The 17,333-nt window shown below is 73.3% G+C and carries 14 protein-coding genes and 1 rRNA gene; 7 read left to right on the top strand and 8 right to left on the bottom strand.

Translation table 11 applies throughout. The annotated features are described in order from the left end of the window. Positions 1-201: 201 nt before the first annotated feature. Positions 202-795 (top strand): GNAT family N-acetyltransferase, encoded by a 594-nt coding sequence (locus CP982_RS17795; protein ID WP_150511445.1) that lies wholly within the window; start codon positions 202-204, stop codon positions 793-795. A 150-nt stretch (positions 796-945) separates the two neighbouring features. Then, complete coding sequence (locus tag CP982_RS17800) at positions 946-2,151, top strand: winged helix-turn-helix domain-containing protein (protein WP_150511446.1); 1,206 nt, start codon at positions 946-948, stop codon at positions 2,149-2,151. Positions 2,152-2,188: 37 nt separating this feature from the next. Here CP982_RS17800 and CP982_RS17805 read toward each other — a convergent pair whose 3' ends face one another. The 7 genes from CP982_RS17805 to mtnA all read right to left on the bottom strand — a co-directional run bounded on the left by CP982_RS17805 (position 2,189) and on the right by mtnA (position 11,235). Beyond that, complete coding sequence (locus CP982_RS17805; protein ID WP_030686988.1) at positions 2,189-2,932, bottom strand: response regulator; 744 nt, start codon at positions 2,930-2,932, stop codon at positions 2,189-2,191. Positions 2,933-3,127: 195 nt separating this feature from the next. Next, entirely contained in the window at positions 3,128-3,820 is a 693-nt protein-coding gene (gene hpf, locus CP982_RS17810; protein WP_372503376.1) for a ribosome hibernation-promoting factor, HPF/YfiA family, read from the bottom strand. A gap of 315 nt (positions 3,821-4,135) precedes the next feature. Further along, complete coding sequence (locus tag CP982_RS17815; protein WP_150511448.1) at positions 4,136-5,053, bottom strand: ComF family protein; 918 nt, start codon at positions 5,051-5,053, stop codon at positions 4,136-4,138. A 158-nt stretch (positions 5,054-5,211) separates the two neighbouring features. Continuing rightward, entirely contained in the window at positions 5,212-7,050 is a 1,839-nt protein-coding gene (locus tag CP982_RS17820; protein ID WP_483409927.1) for an LpqB family beta-propeller domain-containing protein, read from the bottom strand. After that, positions 7,040-9,211, bottom strand: coding sequence for an MtrAB system histidine kinase MtrB (gene mtrB / locus CP982_RS17825; RefSeq protein WP_150511449.1), 2,172 nt, complete (start codon positions 9,209-9,211; stop codon positions 7,040-7,042). The genes CP982_RS17820 and mtrB overlap by 11 nt, the downstream gene beginning before the upstream one ends. 1 nt (position 9,212) lies before the next feature. Further along, the gene (gene mtrA / locus CP982_RS17830) at positions 9,213-9,902 is read right to left on the bottom strand and encodes a two-component system response regulator MtrA (RefSeq protein WP_189176211.1); all 690 of its coding nucleotides are present in this window, start codon (positions 9,900-9,902) and stop codon (positions 9,213-9,215) included. A gap of 4 nt (positions 9,903-9,906) precedes the next feature. Then, positions 9,907-11,235, bottom strand: a complete 1,329-nt coding sequence (gene mtnA / locus CP982_RS17835) for an S-methyl-5-thioribose-1-phosphate isomerase (RefSeq protein WP_229879813.1) — start codon at positions 11,233-11,235, stop codon at positions 9,907-9,909. Positions 11,236-11,396: 161 nt separating this feature from the next. On the opposite strand from mtnA, the gene CP982_RS17840 reads away from it, so the two are divergent. The 5 genes from CP982_RS17840 to CP982_RS17860 are packed head-to-tail and all read left to right on the top strand — an operon-like array spanning position 11,397 to position 17,079. Next, entirely contained in the window at positions 11,397-12,728 is a 1,332-nt protein-coding gene (locus CP982_RS17840; RefSeq protein WP_150511450.1) for a DUF7847 domain-containing protein, read from the top strand. A 4-nt stretch (positions 12,729-12,732) separates the two neighbouring features. Next, positions 12,733-13,485 carry a DUF4129 domain-containing protein gene (locus tag CP982_RS17845; RefSeq protein WP_372503377.1) on the top strand — a complete coding sequence of 251 codons (753 nt, stop codon included), beginning with the start codon at positions 12,733-12,735 and terminating at the stop codon, positions 13,483-13,485. Then, positions 13,482-14,789, top strand: coding sequence for a DUF4350 domain-containing protein (locus CP982_RS17850; RefSeq protein WP_150511451.1), 1,308 nt, complete (start codon positions 13,482-13,484; stop codon positions 14,787-14,789). The genes CP982_RS17845 and CP982_RS17850 overlap by 4 nt, the downstream gene beginning before the upstream one ends. Beyond that, on the top strand, positions 14,789-15,769 hold the full coding sequence (locus tag CP982_RS17855; RefSeq protein ID WP_372503516.1) for an AAA family ATPase: 981 nt from the start codon (positions 14,789-14,791) through the stop codon (positions 15,767-15,769). The genes CP982_RS17850 and CP982_RS17855 overlap by 1 nt, the downstream gene beginning before the upstream one ends. After that, on the top strand, positions 15,769-17,079 hold the full coding sequence (locus tag CP982_RS17860; RefSeq protein WP_150511452.1) for a DUF58 domain-containing protein: 1,311 nt from the start codon (positions 15,769-15,771) through the stop codon (positions 17,077-17,079). The genes CP982_RS17855 and CP982_RS17860 overlap by 1 nt, the downstream gene beginning before the upstream one ends. A 109-nt stretch (positions 17,080-17,188) precedes the next feature. Here the strand turns inward: CP982_RS17860 and rrf are convergent. After that, positions 17,189-17,305: ribosomal RNA gene (gene rrf / locus CP982_RS17865) — 5S ribosomal RNA — on the bottom strand. Positions 17,306-17,333 lie beyond the last annotated feature (28 nt).

The raw sequence follows: 17,333 nt of genomic DNA on the forward strand, positions 1-17,333 counted from the left end.
AACGCTCGGGCGGCCTGGAAGGTGCCGCATACCGGACCATCCGCCGACGAATCAGCCCGTCGCTGAATCGCTCCGCCGATGCCGTCGGCCCGCGCCGGGACCGGGCCGCGGCGGCCTCCCGACCCCGCCGACACCTCCCGGACCGGGGACGAGCCCCCAAACCGCTGGCGCCGCTCGGGGCGGCCCGAGCAGAATCGGCCGATGGAGCCCGTCACCCTCACCACCGAACGCCTGCTGCTGCGCACCTTCACGTCCGCCGACACGGACGAGGTGTACGCGGCGTGCCAGGACCCCGACATCCAGCGCTGGACGACCATCCCGTCGCCCTACACACGCGTGGACGCCGAGGGCTTCACCGGCCGCATGGTCCCCGACGGCTGGCGCCACGACATCGAGTACACCTTCGCCGTACGCCCCCGTGAGGGCGGCCCGCTGCTCGCCGCGACGAGCCTGCACCACCCGCGCGCGGGCAGCTGGGAGATCGGCTTCTGGACGGCCAAGGAGCACCGGGGCCAGGGCTATACGACGGAGACCGTCCAGGCCATGGCCCACTGGGCGTTCACGCGCCTCGGCTGCACCCGCCTGGAGTGGCGCGCCGAGGTGGGCAACCGGGGATCCCGCGCGGTGGCCGAGAAGGCGGGCTTCACCGTCGAGGGCACCCTCCGCGCGGCCCTGCCCAACAAGAACACCCTCCGCGACTGCTGGGTCGGCGCCCTCCTGCCCACGGACATCGGCCTGCCGTCCCCTCAGCCGTATCTGCCCGCGCCCACGGGACCATGGCCGTCCGGCGGGTGAGGACGGGGCGCTGAGCGCCAGTGCTCTTGAGCGGGGGCCCTGGGCGACGACCCGGGATCGGGGAGGGGCGGGGCGGGGCGGGGCCGAGGGTGCCCCCCGGAGGTCCCCACCCGCACGCCCGCTGTCAGACCCTGCCCCTATCGTTCCCCCATGACCGAGCCCACCCGCATCCCGCGCCCCGAGGCCACTCTCACCGCCGACGAAGCCCGCCGCCTGGCCCTGCGGGCCCAGGGCTTCCTCGGCGCCCCCGACCGCAAGGCAGGCGTCCGCGGAGTCCTCCGCCACCTGGGCGCGGTGCAGCTCGACACGATCTCGGTCCTGGCCCGCTCCCACGAGCTGATCCCGTACGCGCGCCTGGGCGCGGTGGGCCGCACGACGGTGGAGCGGGCGTACTGGACGACCGCGTCCCCCGGCGCGGCCGCGGCACGGCCCCACGCGTTCGAGTACTGGTCCCACGCCGCCTGCATCCTCCCCATCGAGGAGTGGCCCCACTTCGCCTTCCGCCGCCGCGCCTACCGCGCCCGCCCGCACTGGCACCACGACCTCCCGGCCGGCGCGTACGACCAGGTCATCAAGCAGCTCCGCGCCGAAGGCCCGCTCACGGCCACCGAGTTGGGCGGCGCGAAGAACAAGGGCGAGTGGTGGGACTGGTCCGACTCCAAGATCGCGGTGGAGCGCGCGCTGATGCACGGCGAGGTGGTGTGCGTGGAGCGCCGCGGCTGGAAGCGGGTGTACGACCTCGCGGAGCGCGCCGTCCCCGACGACCTGCTCCACGACGACCTGGACGACCGGGAGTGCCTGCGCCGCCTGGTCCGCCTGGCCGGCCAGGCCCTCGGCGTGGGCACGCGCGCGGACATCGCGGACTACCACCGACTCAAGGGCGAGCAGTTCGACGCGGTCGTCGCCGACTCGGGCCTGGTCCCGGTGACGGTCGAGGGCTGGGACAAGCCCGCCTGGGCGGACCCCGAGGCCCTGGCCGCGCCCCCGCGCGGCCGCCACCGCACCACGCTCCTTTCGCCCTTCGACTCCCTGGTCTGGGAGCGGGCCCGCACGGAGCGGATCTTCGGCTTCACCCACCGCCTGGAGGCGTACGTCCCGAAGCCGAAGCGGATCCACGGCTATTTCGCGATGCCCGTCCTCGCGGGCGGCCGTCTGGTGGGCCGGGTGGACCCGGCGCGCGAGGGCGGCACGCTGGTCGCCAAGCAGGTGTCCCTGGAGGGCCCCAAGGCGGTGCCCGCGGTCGCCCAGGCGCTCCTGGAGGCGGCGGAGTGGGTGGGCTGCGACGCGGTGCGCGTGGAGCGCGTGGCGGACCGCCCCGAGCTGACGGCCGACCTGGTCCGCGCCCTGGGGCGCTGACGGCTCCCTCGGCCCGCCCGGCGCCGGACCGGGCGGGTCACCGGATCTCGAGGATCTTCTCCCGCATCGCGTACACCACGGCCTCCATCCGGGAGTGCAGCTGGAGCTTCTCCAGGATGTTGCGCACGTGGTTCTTCACGGTGTTCTCGGAGATGAACAACTCCTTGGCGATGTCCCGGTTGTTCATACCCGTGGCCACCAGCTTGAGGACCTCCAGCTCCCGGTCGGTGAGCCGGGGCGCCGGCACGAGTCGGCGCTCGTCCGTGCGCTGGATCATCGACTTGAACTCCGTGAGCAGCTTCGACGCCATCGACGGGCTGATCTGCGACTGCCCGTCGGCGACCGCGCGGATCGCCGTGGCGACCTCGTCCGTGGAGATCTCCTTGAGCAGATAGCCGGTGGCGCCCGCCTTGATCGCGTCGTAGAGGTCGGCCTCCTCGTCGCTGATCGTCAGCATGATGATCTTTGCGCTGGGGGCCACCTCCTTGATGGAGGTACAGGCCTCGATGCCGCCGCGCTTGGGCATCCGCACGTCCATGAGGACGATGTCCGGCAGGAGATCGGCGGCCTTGTCCACCGCCTCCGCCCCGTCGCCCGCCTCACCGACGACCTGGATGTCCTCCTCGGCGGCGAGGACGATCTCCAGGCCGCGTCGGAAGAGCGCGTGGTCGTCCACCACGAGGACCCGGATGGGCTCCTTGCGCGGGGCGCCCGCGTCCGTGCCGATGCCGATGCCGTCCCCGGCATCCTCGTTCCGCATCGGTCCGAAGCTGTCCGCCATCGTTCCTCCCCCTGAAGGCCAGGGCCAGTGTCTTGCCGTGGCTGCACCAACCCTAGGCAGGGTCAAGCGGGTTGGCCGTCGGGCCCATGATTCCATGCCCGGCGGCCGAGCCGTGCGCGCAGTGGTCGCACGGTGGTGCCCCTGGGGGCGCACACGCGCTCCAGGGGCACCGACCTACGCGCTCCGCGAGGGGCGTCAGCCGCCGAGGGCACTGCCTCCGCCGGCCGCCTGCGCCTGGGTGACCATGGGGTCCGCGTTGAGGTGGATCACGCCGTAGTCGTAGGCGTGCCGACGGTAGACGACGCTCGGTTCCTTGGTCTCGGAGTCGATGAACAAGTAGAAGTCGTGGCCGACCAGCTCCATCTCGTAGAGCGCTTGGTCGAGCGACATGGGGGCCGCGACGTGTGTCTTCTCGCGGACCACGAGGGGGCCTTCGCCCTGGATCTCCAGCGAGCCGATCCTGGTGGTCGGCACGCCTTCGGGCTCTTCGTCGTGAGCCAGGCTGCCGTCCCCGTTGAGATGCGCCGCGTCCGGCACGCGGCTGGCGACCTCGGCGGCGGTGAGCCTGCCGGTGCCACGCCTGTTGTGCCGCTTCTCGTGCTGCTTGCGCAGCCGGGCTTCGAGCTTGGCGGTGGCCAGGTCGAGTGCCGCGTAGGGATCGGATGCCGAGGCCTCGGCACGGATCACGGGTCCGCGCCCGCGGACGGTGATCTCCACACGGTCGGAACGGTCGGCCTGACGCGGGTTGGTTTCCTTGGACACCTCGACGTCGAGGCTGATCACCTTGCCGTCGAGCTTCTGGATCTTGTCCAGCTTCAGCTTCTCGGCCACGTGCTTGCGGAACCGCTCGGGCACCTCGGTCTTGCGGCCCTTGACGACGATGTCCACGCAGAACTCCGTTCCCGGATCGCTCCGCTGCTTCGGCGGAGCTGCTCCCTTTTGCACCAGACTCCGGCAACTCCCGGAGTCTCGGACTCGGTGACTTCCACCTCCTCCTCCCCCATGGGCAAGATCTCCACCCACCGGCCCCGGGTGATTGCGGAAAACCCATGGGTCGGCATTCCGATATGCGAGGAAGTGCTGTCCGCTGTTCCTCACAACCGAACATATCTCGCCCGGACGGATGTCGTCACCCTCTACTGAGGCGTACCTCCATTCGGGCGTCTTGGCCCTCTCACTACCTGCAACGATGAAAGTTCTCAGTCAGTTCCGGTTTATTTTGAAGGAATCCGGTGAAGCCGCCACGACCGCCGCGCTGACCGTCTTTGCGGCCCCCTTTGCCCGGGCCACCAGGGCATTAGCGGGTACACCCGCGGTGCCGTTCCCCTCGCCGCGGCTTGGCTGGTTCCCTATCTGGTTCTCCGCCCCGTTCCGTGCTCGGTGCGGCCCGGTCCGGTGCGCTTGGTCATCTCCTTCCCCCTGTACGCCATCTACGCCACCCAACGCGCGGGCCGCCTCCGTGAGGGAGGCGCCGGTCGTCATGAGGTCGTCCACCACGACGACGTGCCCCGCGCCCCGCAGCAGCGGCCCGGCTCCGGGGACCGTCCCGAGGGCGCCCGACAGATTCGCCCGCCGCTCACGGGAGTTGAGACCGGCCTGGTCGGCGACCGGCCGCCGCTGCCGCAGCGCCCCGAGCACCCGCGCGGGCACTCCGCGGCGGCGCAGCTCACCCGCCGCCGCGAGCGCGATCCGCCGCACGGGGTCGTGCCCCCGCGCCCGCACCGCCCGCCCGGCGGACGGCACCGGGACCAGCAGCACGGGGACCGCACCGGCTCCCCCGGCGGTCGTGCCGCGCGCCCCCTTCGCGCCGCGCGCCCCCTCGTCGCCGTACGCCAGCGAGGCCCGCACCGCTCCCGCGAGCGCCTCGCCGAGCGGCCCGACGAGGGCCAGCGCGCCCCTTTCCTTGTGTGCGAGCAGCACCGCCCGCACCGCTTCCTCGTACGCCGCCGCCGCGTGCACCACCGGAAGGCCCGGCGGCTCCGGCACCGGCCGCACCCTGCGCGGCGCGGCCCCGCACAGAGCGGCCCGGCACCGCGCGCACAGCGCCACCCGAGGCGTCCCGCAGCCTCCGCACTCGGCGGGCAGCACCAGATCCGTGAGGTCCTGCCACCACCCCCGCATGTCCACCACTGTGCCAATGCGGGGGCCGCCCTGCCACCCCTGTGGATAACCCCCTGTGGACAACGGCCCGCACCCCGGCTGGGCTGCGTCGACGCGCCTTCGCGCAAGCCGCACACACGGCGCGCGCCCGGCGTCGCCCGGGGCGGCCGAGGGGCCCGTCACCCGGGATAGACCGGCCCCGTACCGTCCTTGCCCACCGTCTGCCACTGCGCCCCCGAAGGCAGCCGCACGATGCCGTCGTCCGAGTGCGCCAGCAGCGGCTGCGTCTCGTCCTCGGACGCGGCGATCTCCTTCACGCCGGTCAGACCGGGCAGCGTCGCGCCCGCGCGCGCCGAGCCGTCGCACTGGACGTACCGCATCTGCTGCACACCACCGGACTCGCGGCCGACCACCACGAGGCGGCTCGGGCCCGCCCAGGACATCGCGGTGACCTCCTCCATCTGCGGTGCCGCCTCGCGCGGCTCGACGACGGAGATCTCCGGCTGCTCGCCCTTGCCGCCCGAACGCTCGACGCGGCCGATGCGCAGCGACGTCTTGTCGCCCTTCTTCACCAGGAGCGCGATGCGCACGCCGTCGGCCGCCACCCGGACCGCCTCGATGCGCCCGTCCAGGCCCGAGACGCGGACCTGCACCGGCTCGCCCGTGCCCTGGTCGAGCCAGAGCAGCCGCGGCCGCTTCCGGTCCCGGTCGGCCACCCACAGGTCGCCCCGGCCGTCCCAACTGGGCGTGGACAGGCCCTGATCCGGCGTCTTGCCGCGCGAGCGCAGCTCAGGACCGCCGAGCGAACCGCCGACCAGAGACGCCGTGTACAGCCTGTGCCCGTCGGCCGAGACCCCGGCCGCGCGCACCTCGTTGCGCGACACCGCGACCGACTGCAGCGCCTCCTCCGGCTGGCCGAACGGCCCGGACACCGGCTCGGGCCTGGCGTTGCTCCCCGCGTTGCCCGGCATCCGCACCAGGCGCCGCTTGTCGTCGACGAAGTACTGGTAGGACGGGCGGTTCGTGCTGCGCGGCGACGCGACCGTCCCGGCGCGGTCCTTGCCGAGCACGCACAGCTGCGAGCCGCCCTCGCGCTGCAGCTCCACCTGCTCCACGCCGGACGACGCCAAGTCCTGGAGGGTGAAGAGCAGTTGCGCGGCCATCTCGGTGCACCGCTCCTGGTCGACCCGGCCACCGCGCCCGCTCAGGGGCACCACCAGCTTGTTCTTGTCGTCCGGGGCCAGCGACTTGGCGTCCGGCGCGAGCCTCGTCCCGGTGTCGAACCGCGAGTTGACCACCGGTTCGAGCCAGTGCGTCGGCCCGTCCAGGAGCGACTTCACCGTCTCCGTCAGGGGATCGATGCGCTGCCGTACGTAGATGGGGTCGGCGACGAGCGCCTTGGGGCCGCCGCCGCGGGTCCCCGCCCCCGGCTCGGCGAAGTAGTACTTGTTGACCGCTTCGTAGTTCCGCTCGAAGTCCGACTCGCCGAGCACGATGCCCTTGGGGAGCCGGTCGATGCGCCACACCCGGCCGTTCTGCCCGCTCTGCTGCGACAGGTGCACGGTCTGCGCGTACGACTTCTCGTCGGGCACGTACGCGTGCTGCTTGTTCACCATCGCGACCTGGCGGCCGGTCAGCGAGTACGTCCTGCCGCCGCCGCTGTCGTTGCCCAGGTTGTCCGCGACCGTGTTCGGGCCGTCCGCGAGGACCGTGGTGGAGTGCTCCGGGTCCCAGGCCGCGGACGCGTCCTTCGTGAGGTACTTGCGGGCGATCGTGAAGTCCGGGTCGTCGCTGGTCAGCGCCTCGAGGAAGCCCTGGACGATGTCCACCGCGCGCGCGTTCTCGGACGGCGGGATGGCGTACACGCGCACCTGGGACTGCGAGTCCGGGCGCTGGGAGGCGTCGACCTTCTTCAGATTGCCCCCGTCGGGCATGGACGCGCACCCGGCGAGCAGCACCGCGCAGGCGGTGAGCGCGAGTCCGGCCCGCAGCGGGCGCCCGTTGCCTTCAGCGCGCACGCGAGGCTCCCTCTTCCTCGTCGGCCCCTGGCCTGCCGTTGCTGCCCGTGTCCGGCCTGCCGTTGCCTCCCGTATCCGGCCCGCCGCCACTGCCCGCTCCCGGCTCGTCGTTCTGATCCGCTGTGGTGCCGTCCCGGTCCGTTCCCGGCCCCGGTGCGTCACCGCGCGGCTCCCCCATCCGCTCGTCCTCCGGGACCAGCGGCTGGCGCGGCACCACGCGCGCGCCGTTGCCCGGCAGGGCCGTCGGGTCCACGTCCAGGGCGGCCGCCTGGGCGAGCCGCGGCGCGATCGGCGCCTTCGCGGGCACGGGCACGGGCGACTGCTCCTGCGACTGGTGCGGCACGGTGGCCCGCTTGCCGCCGCCCCCGCGCGGCAGTCCGGCGGCGTCCCGGTCGCGGTGGCGCCGCGAGTCGTCGGGTTCGAGGGGTATCGGCGAGCCCCGGAGGACCTCGTCGGCCGTACGCGGAAGCGTGAGCCGGAACTGCGAGCCGCCGCCCGGCTCTCCCCAGGCCTGCAGCCAGCCGCCGTGCAGCCGCGCGTCCTCCAGGGCGATGGACAGGCCGAGGCCCGTACCACCGGTCGTACGCGCGCGTGCCGGGTCGGCCCGCCAGAAGCGGCTGAAGACGCGGGTCGCCTCGCCGGGCTTGAGCCCGACGCCGTAGTCCCGCACCGCGACGGCGACCGCGCCGCCCGCCGCGGCGAGCCTGACGACGACGTCCTGGCCCTCGCCGTGCTCCACGGCGTTGACCACGAGGTTCCTGAGCACCCGCTCCACGCGCCGCGCGTCGGCCTCGGCGACCACGGGCTGCTGGTCGCCGACGACCCGTATGCGGGTGCCCTTGCGCTCCGCGAGCGGCTCGGCGCCGCCCACCACGCGGCGCACCACCTCGCGCAGGTCTATCGGCTCGGCCTCCAGGGCCGCCGCGCCCGCGTCGAAGCGGCTGATCTCCAGCAGGTCCGCGAGCAGCGACTCGAACCGGTCCAGCTGATCGGCGAGCAACTCGGCCGACCGCGCCGTGACCGGGTCGAAGTCCACGCGGGCCTCATGGATGACGTCGGCCGCCATCCGCACGGTGGTCAGGGGCGTGCGCAGCTCGTGCGACACGTCCGACACGAACCGGCGCTGCATCCGCGACAGCTCCTCCAGCTGCTGGATCTTCAGCTGGAGGTTCTGCGCCATCTTGTTGAAGGCCTCGCCGAGGCGCGCGATGTCGTCCTCTCCGGTGACCTTCATGCGCTCCTGGAGACGCCCGGCGGACAGCCGCTCGGCGATCCCGGCCGCCATCCGTACGGGCGTGACGACCTGGCGCACGACCAGCCAGGCGATGGCGCCGAGAAGCACCACCACGAACAGGCCCGCCGTCGCGAGCGTGCCGCGCACCAGGCGCATCGACTCCTCTTCCTGCGTCAGCGGGAAGAGGTAGTACAGCTGGTACGAGTCTCCGTTGAGGTCGCTGAGCTGCTTGCCGATCACCAGGCCGGCCTGCGACTCGCGGTGGTCGATGAAGTTGATGCGCGTGTTGCTCTGGTAGGCGAGCGTGCCGTCGCCGACCTTCTCGCGCACCTCTTCGGGCACGCTCTGGATCGGGTCCACGCCACCGGAGGCGCGCGGTCCGCGCACGCTGCCGACGTCGCCCGTGTTGGAGCTCAGCGTCACTACGTAGAAGGCGTTCTGCCCGCCGCTCGCGAGCTGCTCGGCCAGCTCCGACATCCACACGGCGGCGTTCTGCGCGGTGGGGCCGTCCGCGCCGTCGCCCTGCGATGAGGTCGGGCGCGCGGAGTTGGCCTTCTCCTGGGCGACCTTGAAGCCGCCGTCGGCCTGGCTCTGGGAGGCGTTGACCTTCGCCTTGAGCAGGCCGTTGCTCACCGAGCTCATGACGACGAAGCCGAGCAGCAGCACCACGCCCAGCGACATGAGGAGGGTCGTGACGACGACCCTCAGCTGGATGTTGCGCCGCCACAGCCGCATCATGGGCAGCAGCGGACGGCGCACCCAGCGCGTGAAGAGCCGCACGACGGGGCTGCCCTGCACCCCGCCCTGAAGCATCAGGCCGCTGTCGACGAGGGCCCCGAAGCGGGACCCTCGCCGTGGCGGCCGTACAGTCCGCCCCGGACGCGCTCCCGGGTCGCCGGGCGCCGGAGCGGAACTGTCCTTGGACACGTCAGCTCGGTCCGGCCTTGTAACCGACACCGCGGACGGTCACCACGATCTCCGGCCGCTCCGGGTCCCGCTCGACCTTGGAGCGCAGGCGCTGCACATGCACATTCACCAGGCGGGTGTCGGCGGCGTGGCGATAGCCCCACACCTGCTCGAGCAGCACCTCGCGCGTGAACACCTGCCAGGGCTTGCGAGCCAGCGCCACCAGGAGGTCGAACTCCAGCGGCGTCAGCGCGATGGACTGCCCGTCCCGCTTCACGGAGTGCCCCGCCACGTCGATGACCAGGTCACCGATGGCCAGCTGCTCCGGCGCGGGCTCCTCGGAGCGACGCAGGCGCGCCCGGATGCGGGCCACCAGCTCCTTGGGCTTGAACGGCTTGACGATGTAGTCATCCGCCCCAGACTCAAGACCGACCACCACGTCCACGGTGTCGCTCTTGGCCGTGAGCATGACGATTGGAACTCCGGACTCCGCCCTGATCAGACGGCACACCTCGATGCCGTCCCTACCGGGCAGCATCAAGTCCAGGAGCACCAGATCAGGCTTGGCCTCCCGGAAAGCGGCCAACGCCTTGTCGCCATCCGCGACGAACGACGGCTCGAAACCCTCACCACGCAGCACAATCCCGAGCATCTCGGCCAGTGCGGTGTCGTCGTCGACGACAAGGACTCGTCCCTTCATGCCTGACATCATCCCATTAGCTAATCGTTACCTGGCGTGACCTGGCACACAGCTCGGCAAGGGCCTCCGCTGTCACCGGTGACACGACACCTTCCTCCGTGACGATGGCCGTCACCAACTCGGGCGGCGTCACGTCGAAGGCCGGGTTGTAGGCCTGCGTCCCCAACGGCGCCACCGGAATTCCGCCTCCTGCCTCCACTCCCGCTCCCGCCACCGGCACGAAGGGCGCCGTGACCTCCGTCACCTCGTGGGACGCCCGCTGCTCGACCTCGATGGAGGCGCCGTCCGGAGTCTCCGGGTCCACGGTCGTCACCGGTGCCACCACGACGAACGGCACGTGGTGGTAGCGCGCGAGGACCGCGAGCGGATAGCTCCCCACCTTGTTGGCCACCGAACCGTCGGCCGCGATCCGGTCGGCGCCGATGAGCACCGCGTCGACCTCGCCCGCCGCGAACAGCGACCCCGCCGCGTTGTCCGTGAGCAAGGTGTACGGCATGCCGTTGCGCGCCGCCTCGTACGCCGTGAGCCGGGCGCCCTGGAGCAGCGGCCGCGTCTCGTCGACCCACAGCCTGCGCAGCCGGCCCGCGCGGTGGGCCGTGAGCGCCACCGCGAACGCCGTGCCCTCGCCGCCGGAGACCAGCGCCCCCGTGTTGCAGTGCGTGAGGACGCGGTGCCCGCCGCCGGGCAGCAGCTCGTCGAGGAGCGCCAGGCCGTGCACCGCCATCCGCGCGCTGGCCTCGGCGTCCTCCTGGTGCAGCGCCCTCGCCGCGGCGAGGGCGGCGCTCGCCGCGTCCCGCTGGCCGGCGCCACCCGCGACCGCCCCGCGGTACGCCGCCTGGGCCCTGCGCACCCCGTACGCGAGGTTCACCGCGGTGGGCCGCGCTGCCGCGAGCGCCTCGGCCGCCTCGTCGACGTCGAAGCCCCGGGCCGCGGCCAGCGCGACGCCGTACGCCCCGGCGATGCCGAGCACCGGCGCCCCGCGCACGGCGAGCGTCCGGATCGCCTGCACCAGGGCGGGCGCGTCCGTGCACACCAGCTCGGTCTCCTCGCCCGGCAGCCTGGTCTGGTCGAGGAGGACGAGAACGGGGCCCTCGGGCGGCTCGTCCCACCGGATCGTGGGAATCGCGGAGGCAGCGGAGTTCTCCGGCCCGCCTGGGACCGCGGCGGTCTCGGCGCCTCCGGAGACGCCGGAAGGTCCGGTGATGCCGGAAGGTCCTGGGATGCCGGAGGCGCCGAGCGCGCCGGGGGCACCTGAGCCGCCGGGGGCCCCAGGGGCGCCGTCAGGGGTCGTCGGAGGCGATGTCGGCCGTACGTCCTCGCCGGATTGCGCGTACTGATCAGCCATCCGCCCAGTCTGCCCGCTACCCGTCGGACAATAGAAGGTGTGCAGCCCGGACAGCGCGCGGCCTCCGGGCCACCGTGCCTGGTCCCAGGGCCACCGCCCCGTGGCACGATGGCAGCCAACCCGCCGCCGCGACCGCGGACGGGCACTGCGAAGGAGCGACGATGAACGACACTCCGGGCTGGGCCTCGCCCGGATCCGCCCCCTCCGACGGCCACGACTCCGGCGAGCAGGAGTCCAAGGCACCCGAGGACAAGCCGAGCGGCCCGTCCTCGAAGTGGTCGAAGGAGCAGCCGCCGCCCGCCCAGTGGTCCGCACCCGGCACGCCCGGCCCGGGCCAGACCCCGCCCCCGCCGGCTCCGCCCGGCCAGGGCGCGGGCGGCGGCCAGGGCTGGGGAGGCCCCTCCGGCGGCCCGGGCGGCGGCCAAGGCGGCCCCGGAGGTCCAGGCGGCCCGGGTGGCCCCTACCGCGGCTGGGGCGCCTGGCAGGGCCCGCCCGCCGCCGCCAAGCCCGGCGTCATCCCGCTCCGCCCGCTCGCCGTCGGCGAGATCCTGGACGGCGCGGTCTCCACCATGCGCACGTATTGGCGCACGGTCCTCGGCATCTCGCTGACCGTCGCCGTCGTCACCGAGCTGGTCGTGATCCTCCTCCAGGGGCTCGTCCTCAACGACTCCGCCGACACGGACGCCCTGGACGACCCGAGCGCGACCGTCGGCGAGGTGACCCGCGCCCTCGGCGCCACGCTCGCGAGCAGCGGCGTCGTCCTGGTCATCACCCTGCTCGGCACGATCGTGGCGACCGCCCTGCTCACCATGGTCACCAGCCGTGCCGTGCTCGGCAGGTCGGTGACCACGGCGGAGGCCTGGCGGGACTCCCGCCCGATGCTCCCCAAGCTGCTCGGCCTCACCCTGCTGCTGCCCCTCATCGCGGTGGGCATCGTCGCGGTCGGCACCCTGCCCGGCGTACTGATCGCCGCCTTCGGGCCCAGCGACGCCGGCATCACCCTCGCGGTGCTCGGCGGCATCGGCGCGGGCATCGTCGCCATCTGGCTGATGGTCCGCCTCTCGCTCTCCTCCCCGGCCCTGATGCTGGAGAAGCAGGGCGTGAAGAAGTCGATGAGCCGCTCCGCGAAGCTGGTCGACCGCTCCTGGTGGCGGGTCTTCGGCATCCAGCTGCTCGCCGCCGTCATCGCGAACGTCATCTCGTCGATCATCGTCATCCCGTTCACCGTCATCGCGGGCGCGCTCAGCGGCGACAGCGTCTCCAACCTCCTGGACAGCGGCACCGGGGACGTCGGCTGGACCTTCCTGATCGTCAGCGGCATCGGGCAGGTGATCGGCTCCATGCTCACGTTCCCGATCAACGCGGGCGTCACCGTGCTCCTCTACATCGACCAGCGGATCCGCCGCGAGGCCCTGGACCTGGAGCTGGCCCGCGCGGCCGGCGTCCCCGGCCACGGCGACTCCGAGACGCCCGGCAGCACCCCGGGGAGCTGATGCGGTGACCCTGGCGGGGGCAGTACTCAGCAGGCTCGGCACGGCCGTCCCGTCGTCGCTCCCCGGCTTCGGGACGGCTCCGTCGCTGCCGCGCACCGGAGACGAACCCCCGGTGACCGTCCCGCGCGACCCCGCGCGGGAGGCCGCCGAGAGCGAGCTGTCCAAACCGGCGTACCACGAGAACGACCCAGGCCTCTTCCAGCGCGCCCTGAACCGCTTCTGGGAGTGGGTGGGCGACCTGCTCCACGCCGCCTCCGGCGCGGCTCCGGGCGGCGGAGTCGGCCTGGTCGTCATCGTGCTCGCCGTGGTCGCCGTCGCCGCCGCCTTGTGGTGGCGCCTCGGCACGCCCCGCCGCGGCCCCGCCCTCTCGGCCGCCCTCTTCGACGACCGCCCCCGCAGCGCCGCCGAACACCGCGCGACCGCCGAGGCACACGCCGCCCAGGGCCACTGGAACCAAGCCGTCCAAGAGCGGATGCGCGCCGTCGTCCGCTCGCTCGAGGAGCGCGCCCTGCTCGACCCGCGCCCCGGCCGCACGGCGGACGAGGCCGCCGCCGAGGCCGGCCGCACCCTGCCCGCGCACGCCGACGAGCTGCGCGCCGCGGCCCGGGAGTTCGACGACGTCACGTACGGCGGTCGCAGCGCCGACGCGGCGGCGTACCACCGTCTCGCCCGGCTCGACCAGACCCTGGAGCGCGCCAAGCCGGTGCTCACCACCGCGGGCGCGACCCCCACCAGCTCCCCCGGAGCCACCGGATGACCGGCCCCACGAGCCCCACGAGCCCTGCGGACCCCACGAACACACCGGGCGCCCCCGAGGACACCCCGCCACAGACGGCCGCCGCGCCCACCGAGCCGCCGGACCACACCTCTCCGCCCGCCGGAACGTCCCTCTCCCCCACCCCTCGCCAGCTCTGGACCCGCACCCGGGGCATCGCCCTGGCATTCGTCGTCCTCCTGGCCGCGGGCATCGCCATCGCCGCCGTCCGCTCCGGCGCCCAGCACGGGCGCCTTGACCCGCGCTCCGCCGACCCCTACGGCAGCCGCGCCGTCGCCGAACTCCTCGACGACCGGGGCGTGTCCACGCGCGTGGTCACCACCACCGAGGAGGCCCGCTCCGCCGTCGGCCCGGACACCACGCTCCTGGTGGCCGACCCGGACGTCCTCACCGAGCGCCAGCAGTCCCGTCTGCACGCCGCCACCGAGCGCTCCGGAGGCCGCACCCTCCTGGTCGCCCCCAACACCCTCTCGGTCTCGACCCTCGCCCCCGGGGTCACCGCGGACTCCGCCCGCAGCCTCGACTCGACGCTGTCCCCCGGCTGCTCCCTGCCCGCCGCCCGCCGCGCGGGCACCGCCGACGTCGGCGGCATCCGCTACGAGACGATCGCCCCGGGCGCCGACGCCTGCTACTCCAGCGACGGCCTGCCCAGCCTCCTGCGCCTGCCCACCACGGCGGCCTCCGGCGACACGAAGGGCGACACCGTCGTCCTCGGGGCCCCCGACATCCTCTACAACGACCGCCTCGACGAGCACGGCAACGCCTCGCTCGCCCTCCAACTCCTCGGTTCCCGCCCCCACCTGGTCTGGTACCTCCCCTCGCTCGCCGACGACGCCGTCGACGACAGCGCCGACGAGGACTTCTTCGACCTGATCCCCTCCGGCTGGCTCTGGGGCACCCTGCAACTCGCCGTCGCCGCCGTGCTCGCCGCCCTGTGGCGCGCCCGCCGCCTCGGCCCGCTCGTGCCCGAGAAGCTCCCCGTCGCGATCCGCGCCTCCGAAGCCGTCGAAGGCCGCGCCCGCCTCTACCGCAAGGCCGACGCACGCGACCGCGCCGCCACGGCTCTTCGCTCAGCCACCCGCACCCGCCTCGCCCCCCTCGTCGGCGTCCCCACCGCCCGGGCCCACTCGCCCGAGGCGCTCCTGCCCGCCCTGGCCAGCCGCCTGCGCGCGCCCGGCCGGGACCCGCACCCCCTCCTCTTCGGCCCGCCGCCCGGCGACGACGCAGGGCTCATCGCCCTCGCCGACCAACTCGACGCCCTCGAAAGTGAGGTACGTAGTTCATGATGGACCCGACCACTGACAACGCCGGGAGCTCCGACCGCGCCCGCTCCTCCCTCGAGGCCCTGCGCACCGAGATCTCCAAGGCCGTGGTCGGCCAGGACCCCGCCGTCACCGGCCTCGTCGTGGCCCTGCTCTGCCGCGGCCACGTCCTGCTCGAAGGCGTCCCCGGCGTCGCGAAGACCCTGCTCGTACGCGCCCTCGCCGCGTCCCTGGAACTCGACACCAAGCGCGTCCAGTTCACCCCCGACCTGATGCCGAGCGACGTCACGGGCTCCCTCGTCTACGACGCCCGCAGCACGGAGTTCTCCTTCCAGCCGGGCCCGGTCTTCACCAACCTCCTGCTCGCCGACGAGATCAACCGCACCCCGCCCAAGACGCAGTCCTCCCTCCTCGAAGCGATGGAGGAGCGCCAGGTCACCGTCGACGGCACCCCGCGTCCGCTGCCCGACCCGTTCCTCGTGGCCGCCACGCAGAACCCCGTCGAGTACGAGGGCACGTACCCCCTGCCCGAGGCCCAGCTGGACCGCTTCCTCCTCAAGCTGACGGTGCCGCTGCCCGCCCGCGAGGACGAGATCGCCGTCCTGCAGCGCCACGCGGAAGGCTTCAATCCGCGCGACCTGCGCGCCGCGGGCGTACGCCCCGTCGCCACCGCCGCCGACCTCGAAGCCGCCCGGTCCGCCGTCGCCAAGACCGCGGTCTCCCCCGAAATCGCCGCCTACGTAGTCGACGTCTGCCGCGCGACCCGCGAATCGCCATCCCTCACGCTCGGCGTCTCACCGCGCGGCGCGACGGCCCTGTTGTCGACAGCCCGCGCGTGGGCCTGGCTGACCGGCCGCGACTACGTCATCCCCGACGACGTGAAGGCCCTCGCCCTGCCCACGCTCCGCCACCGCGTCCAGCTGCGCCCCGAGGCCGAGATGGAGGGTGTGACGGCCGACTCCGTCATCACCGCGATCCTGAACCACGTCCCGGTGCCCCGCTGATGGCCCCCACCGGCCGCGCCGCCCTCCTGGCAGCGCTCGGCTCCCTCCCCGTGGGCCTCCTGGAACCCAGCTGGACCGGCATCCTCGCCGTCAACGCCCCGCTGGCCCTGGCCTGCGCCTGCGACTACGCACTGGCCGCCCCGGTACGCCGGCTCGGTCTGACCCGCTCCGGCGACACCACCGTGCGCCTCGGCGAGCCCGCGGACGTCCAGCTCACCGTCACCAACCTCACCAAGCGCCCCTTGCGTGCCGACGTCCGCGACGCCTGGCCCCCCAGCAGCTGGCAGCCCGGCACCGAAGTCGCCGCCTCCCGGCACCGGTTGGACGTCCCGTCCGGCGAGCGCCGCCGCCTCACCACGCGTCTGCGCCCCACCCGCCGCGGCGACCACCGAGCGGACCGCGTCACGATCCGCTCGTACGGCCCGCTCGGCCTGTTCACCCGCCAGGGCGGCCACCGCATCCCCTGGGCCCTGCGTGTCCTGCCGCCCTTCGCGAGCCGCAAGCACCTGCCGTCGAAATTGGCCCGCCTGCGCGAACTCGACGGCCGCACCAGCGTCCTGATCCGCGGTCAGGGAACCGAGTTCGACAGCCTCCGCGAGTACGTTCCCGGGGACGACACCCGCTCCATCGACTGGCGCGCCACCGCCCGCCAGTCCGCGGTGGCCGTCCGCACCTGGCGCCCGGAGCGCGACCGCCACATCCTCTTGGTCCTCGACACGGGCCGCACCTCCGCGGGCCGTGTCGGCGATGCTCCGCGCCTGGATTCCTCCATGGACGCCGCCCTGCTCCTCGCGGCGCTGGCGTCCCGGGCGGGCGACCGCGTCGACCTCCTCGCCTACGACCGCCGCGTACGCGCCCTGGTCCAGGGCAAGGCCGCGGGCGACGTGCTCCCCTCCGTGGTGAACGCCCTGGCCACCCTGGAACCGGAACTGGTCGAGACGGACGCCCGTGGCCTCACCGCGACGGCTCTCCGCTCGGCCCCGCGCAGCTCGTTGATCGTGCTGCTGACCAGCCTCGACACGGCCCCCATCGAGGAGGGCCTGCTCCCGGTGCTCCCCCGGCTCACTCAGCGCCACACGGTCCTCGTCGCGTCGGTCGCGGACCCGTACATCGCGAAGATGGCAGCGTCCCGGGGCTCCGTTGAGGCGGTGTACGACGCCGCAGCCGCCGCCCAGGCCCAGGCGGAGCGTCGCCGCACCGCGGAACAACTCATCCGCCATGGCGTCACGGTCGTGGACGCCACCCCTGACGACCTGGCCCCGGCACTGGCAGACGCCTATCTCTCCCTCAAGGCAGCGGGCCGCCTCTAATACACACATGAGGCGCACATAGGAGGCAGCCTGAATTCTGGCCTGGCTTTCTGGCCCGGAACGCAGAAAACCCCCGTGCCCACTGGCACGGGGGTTTCCCTCACAATTTGTTCGGCGGCGTCCTACTCTCCCACAGGGTCCCCCCTGCAGTACCATCGGCGCTGTAAGGCTTAGCTTCCGGGTTCGGAATGTAACCGGGCGTTTCCCTCACGCTATGACCACCGAAACACTATGAAACTGTGAACTACCGCACC

It is taken from the genome of Streptomyces spectabilis, from assembly GCF_008704795.1.
Taxonomy (GTDB): Bacteria; Actinomycetota; Actinomycetes; order Streptomycetales; family Streptomycetaceae; genus Streptomyces; species Streptomyces spectabilis.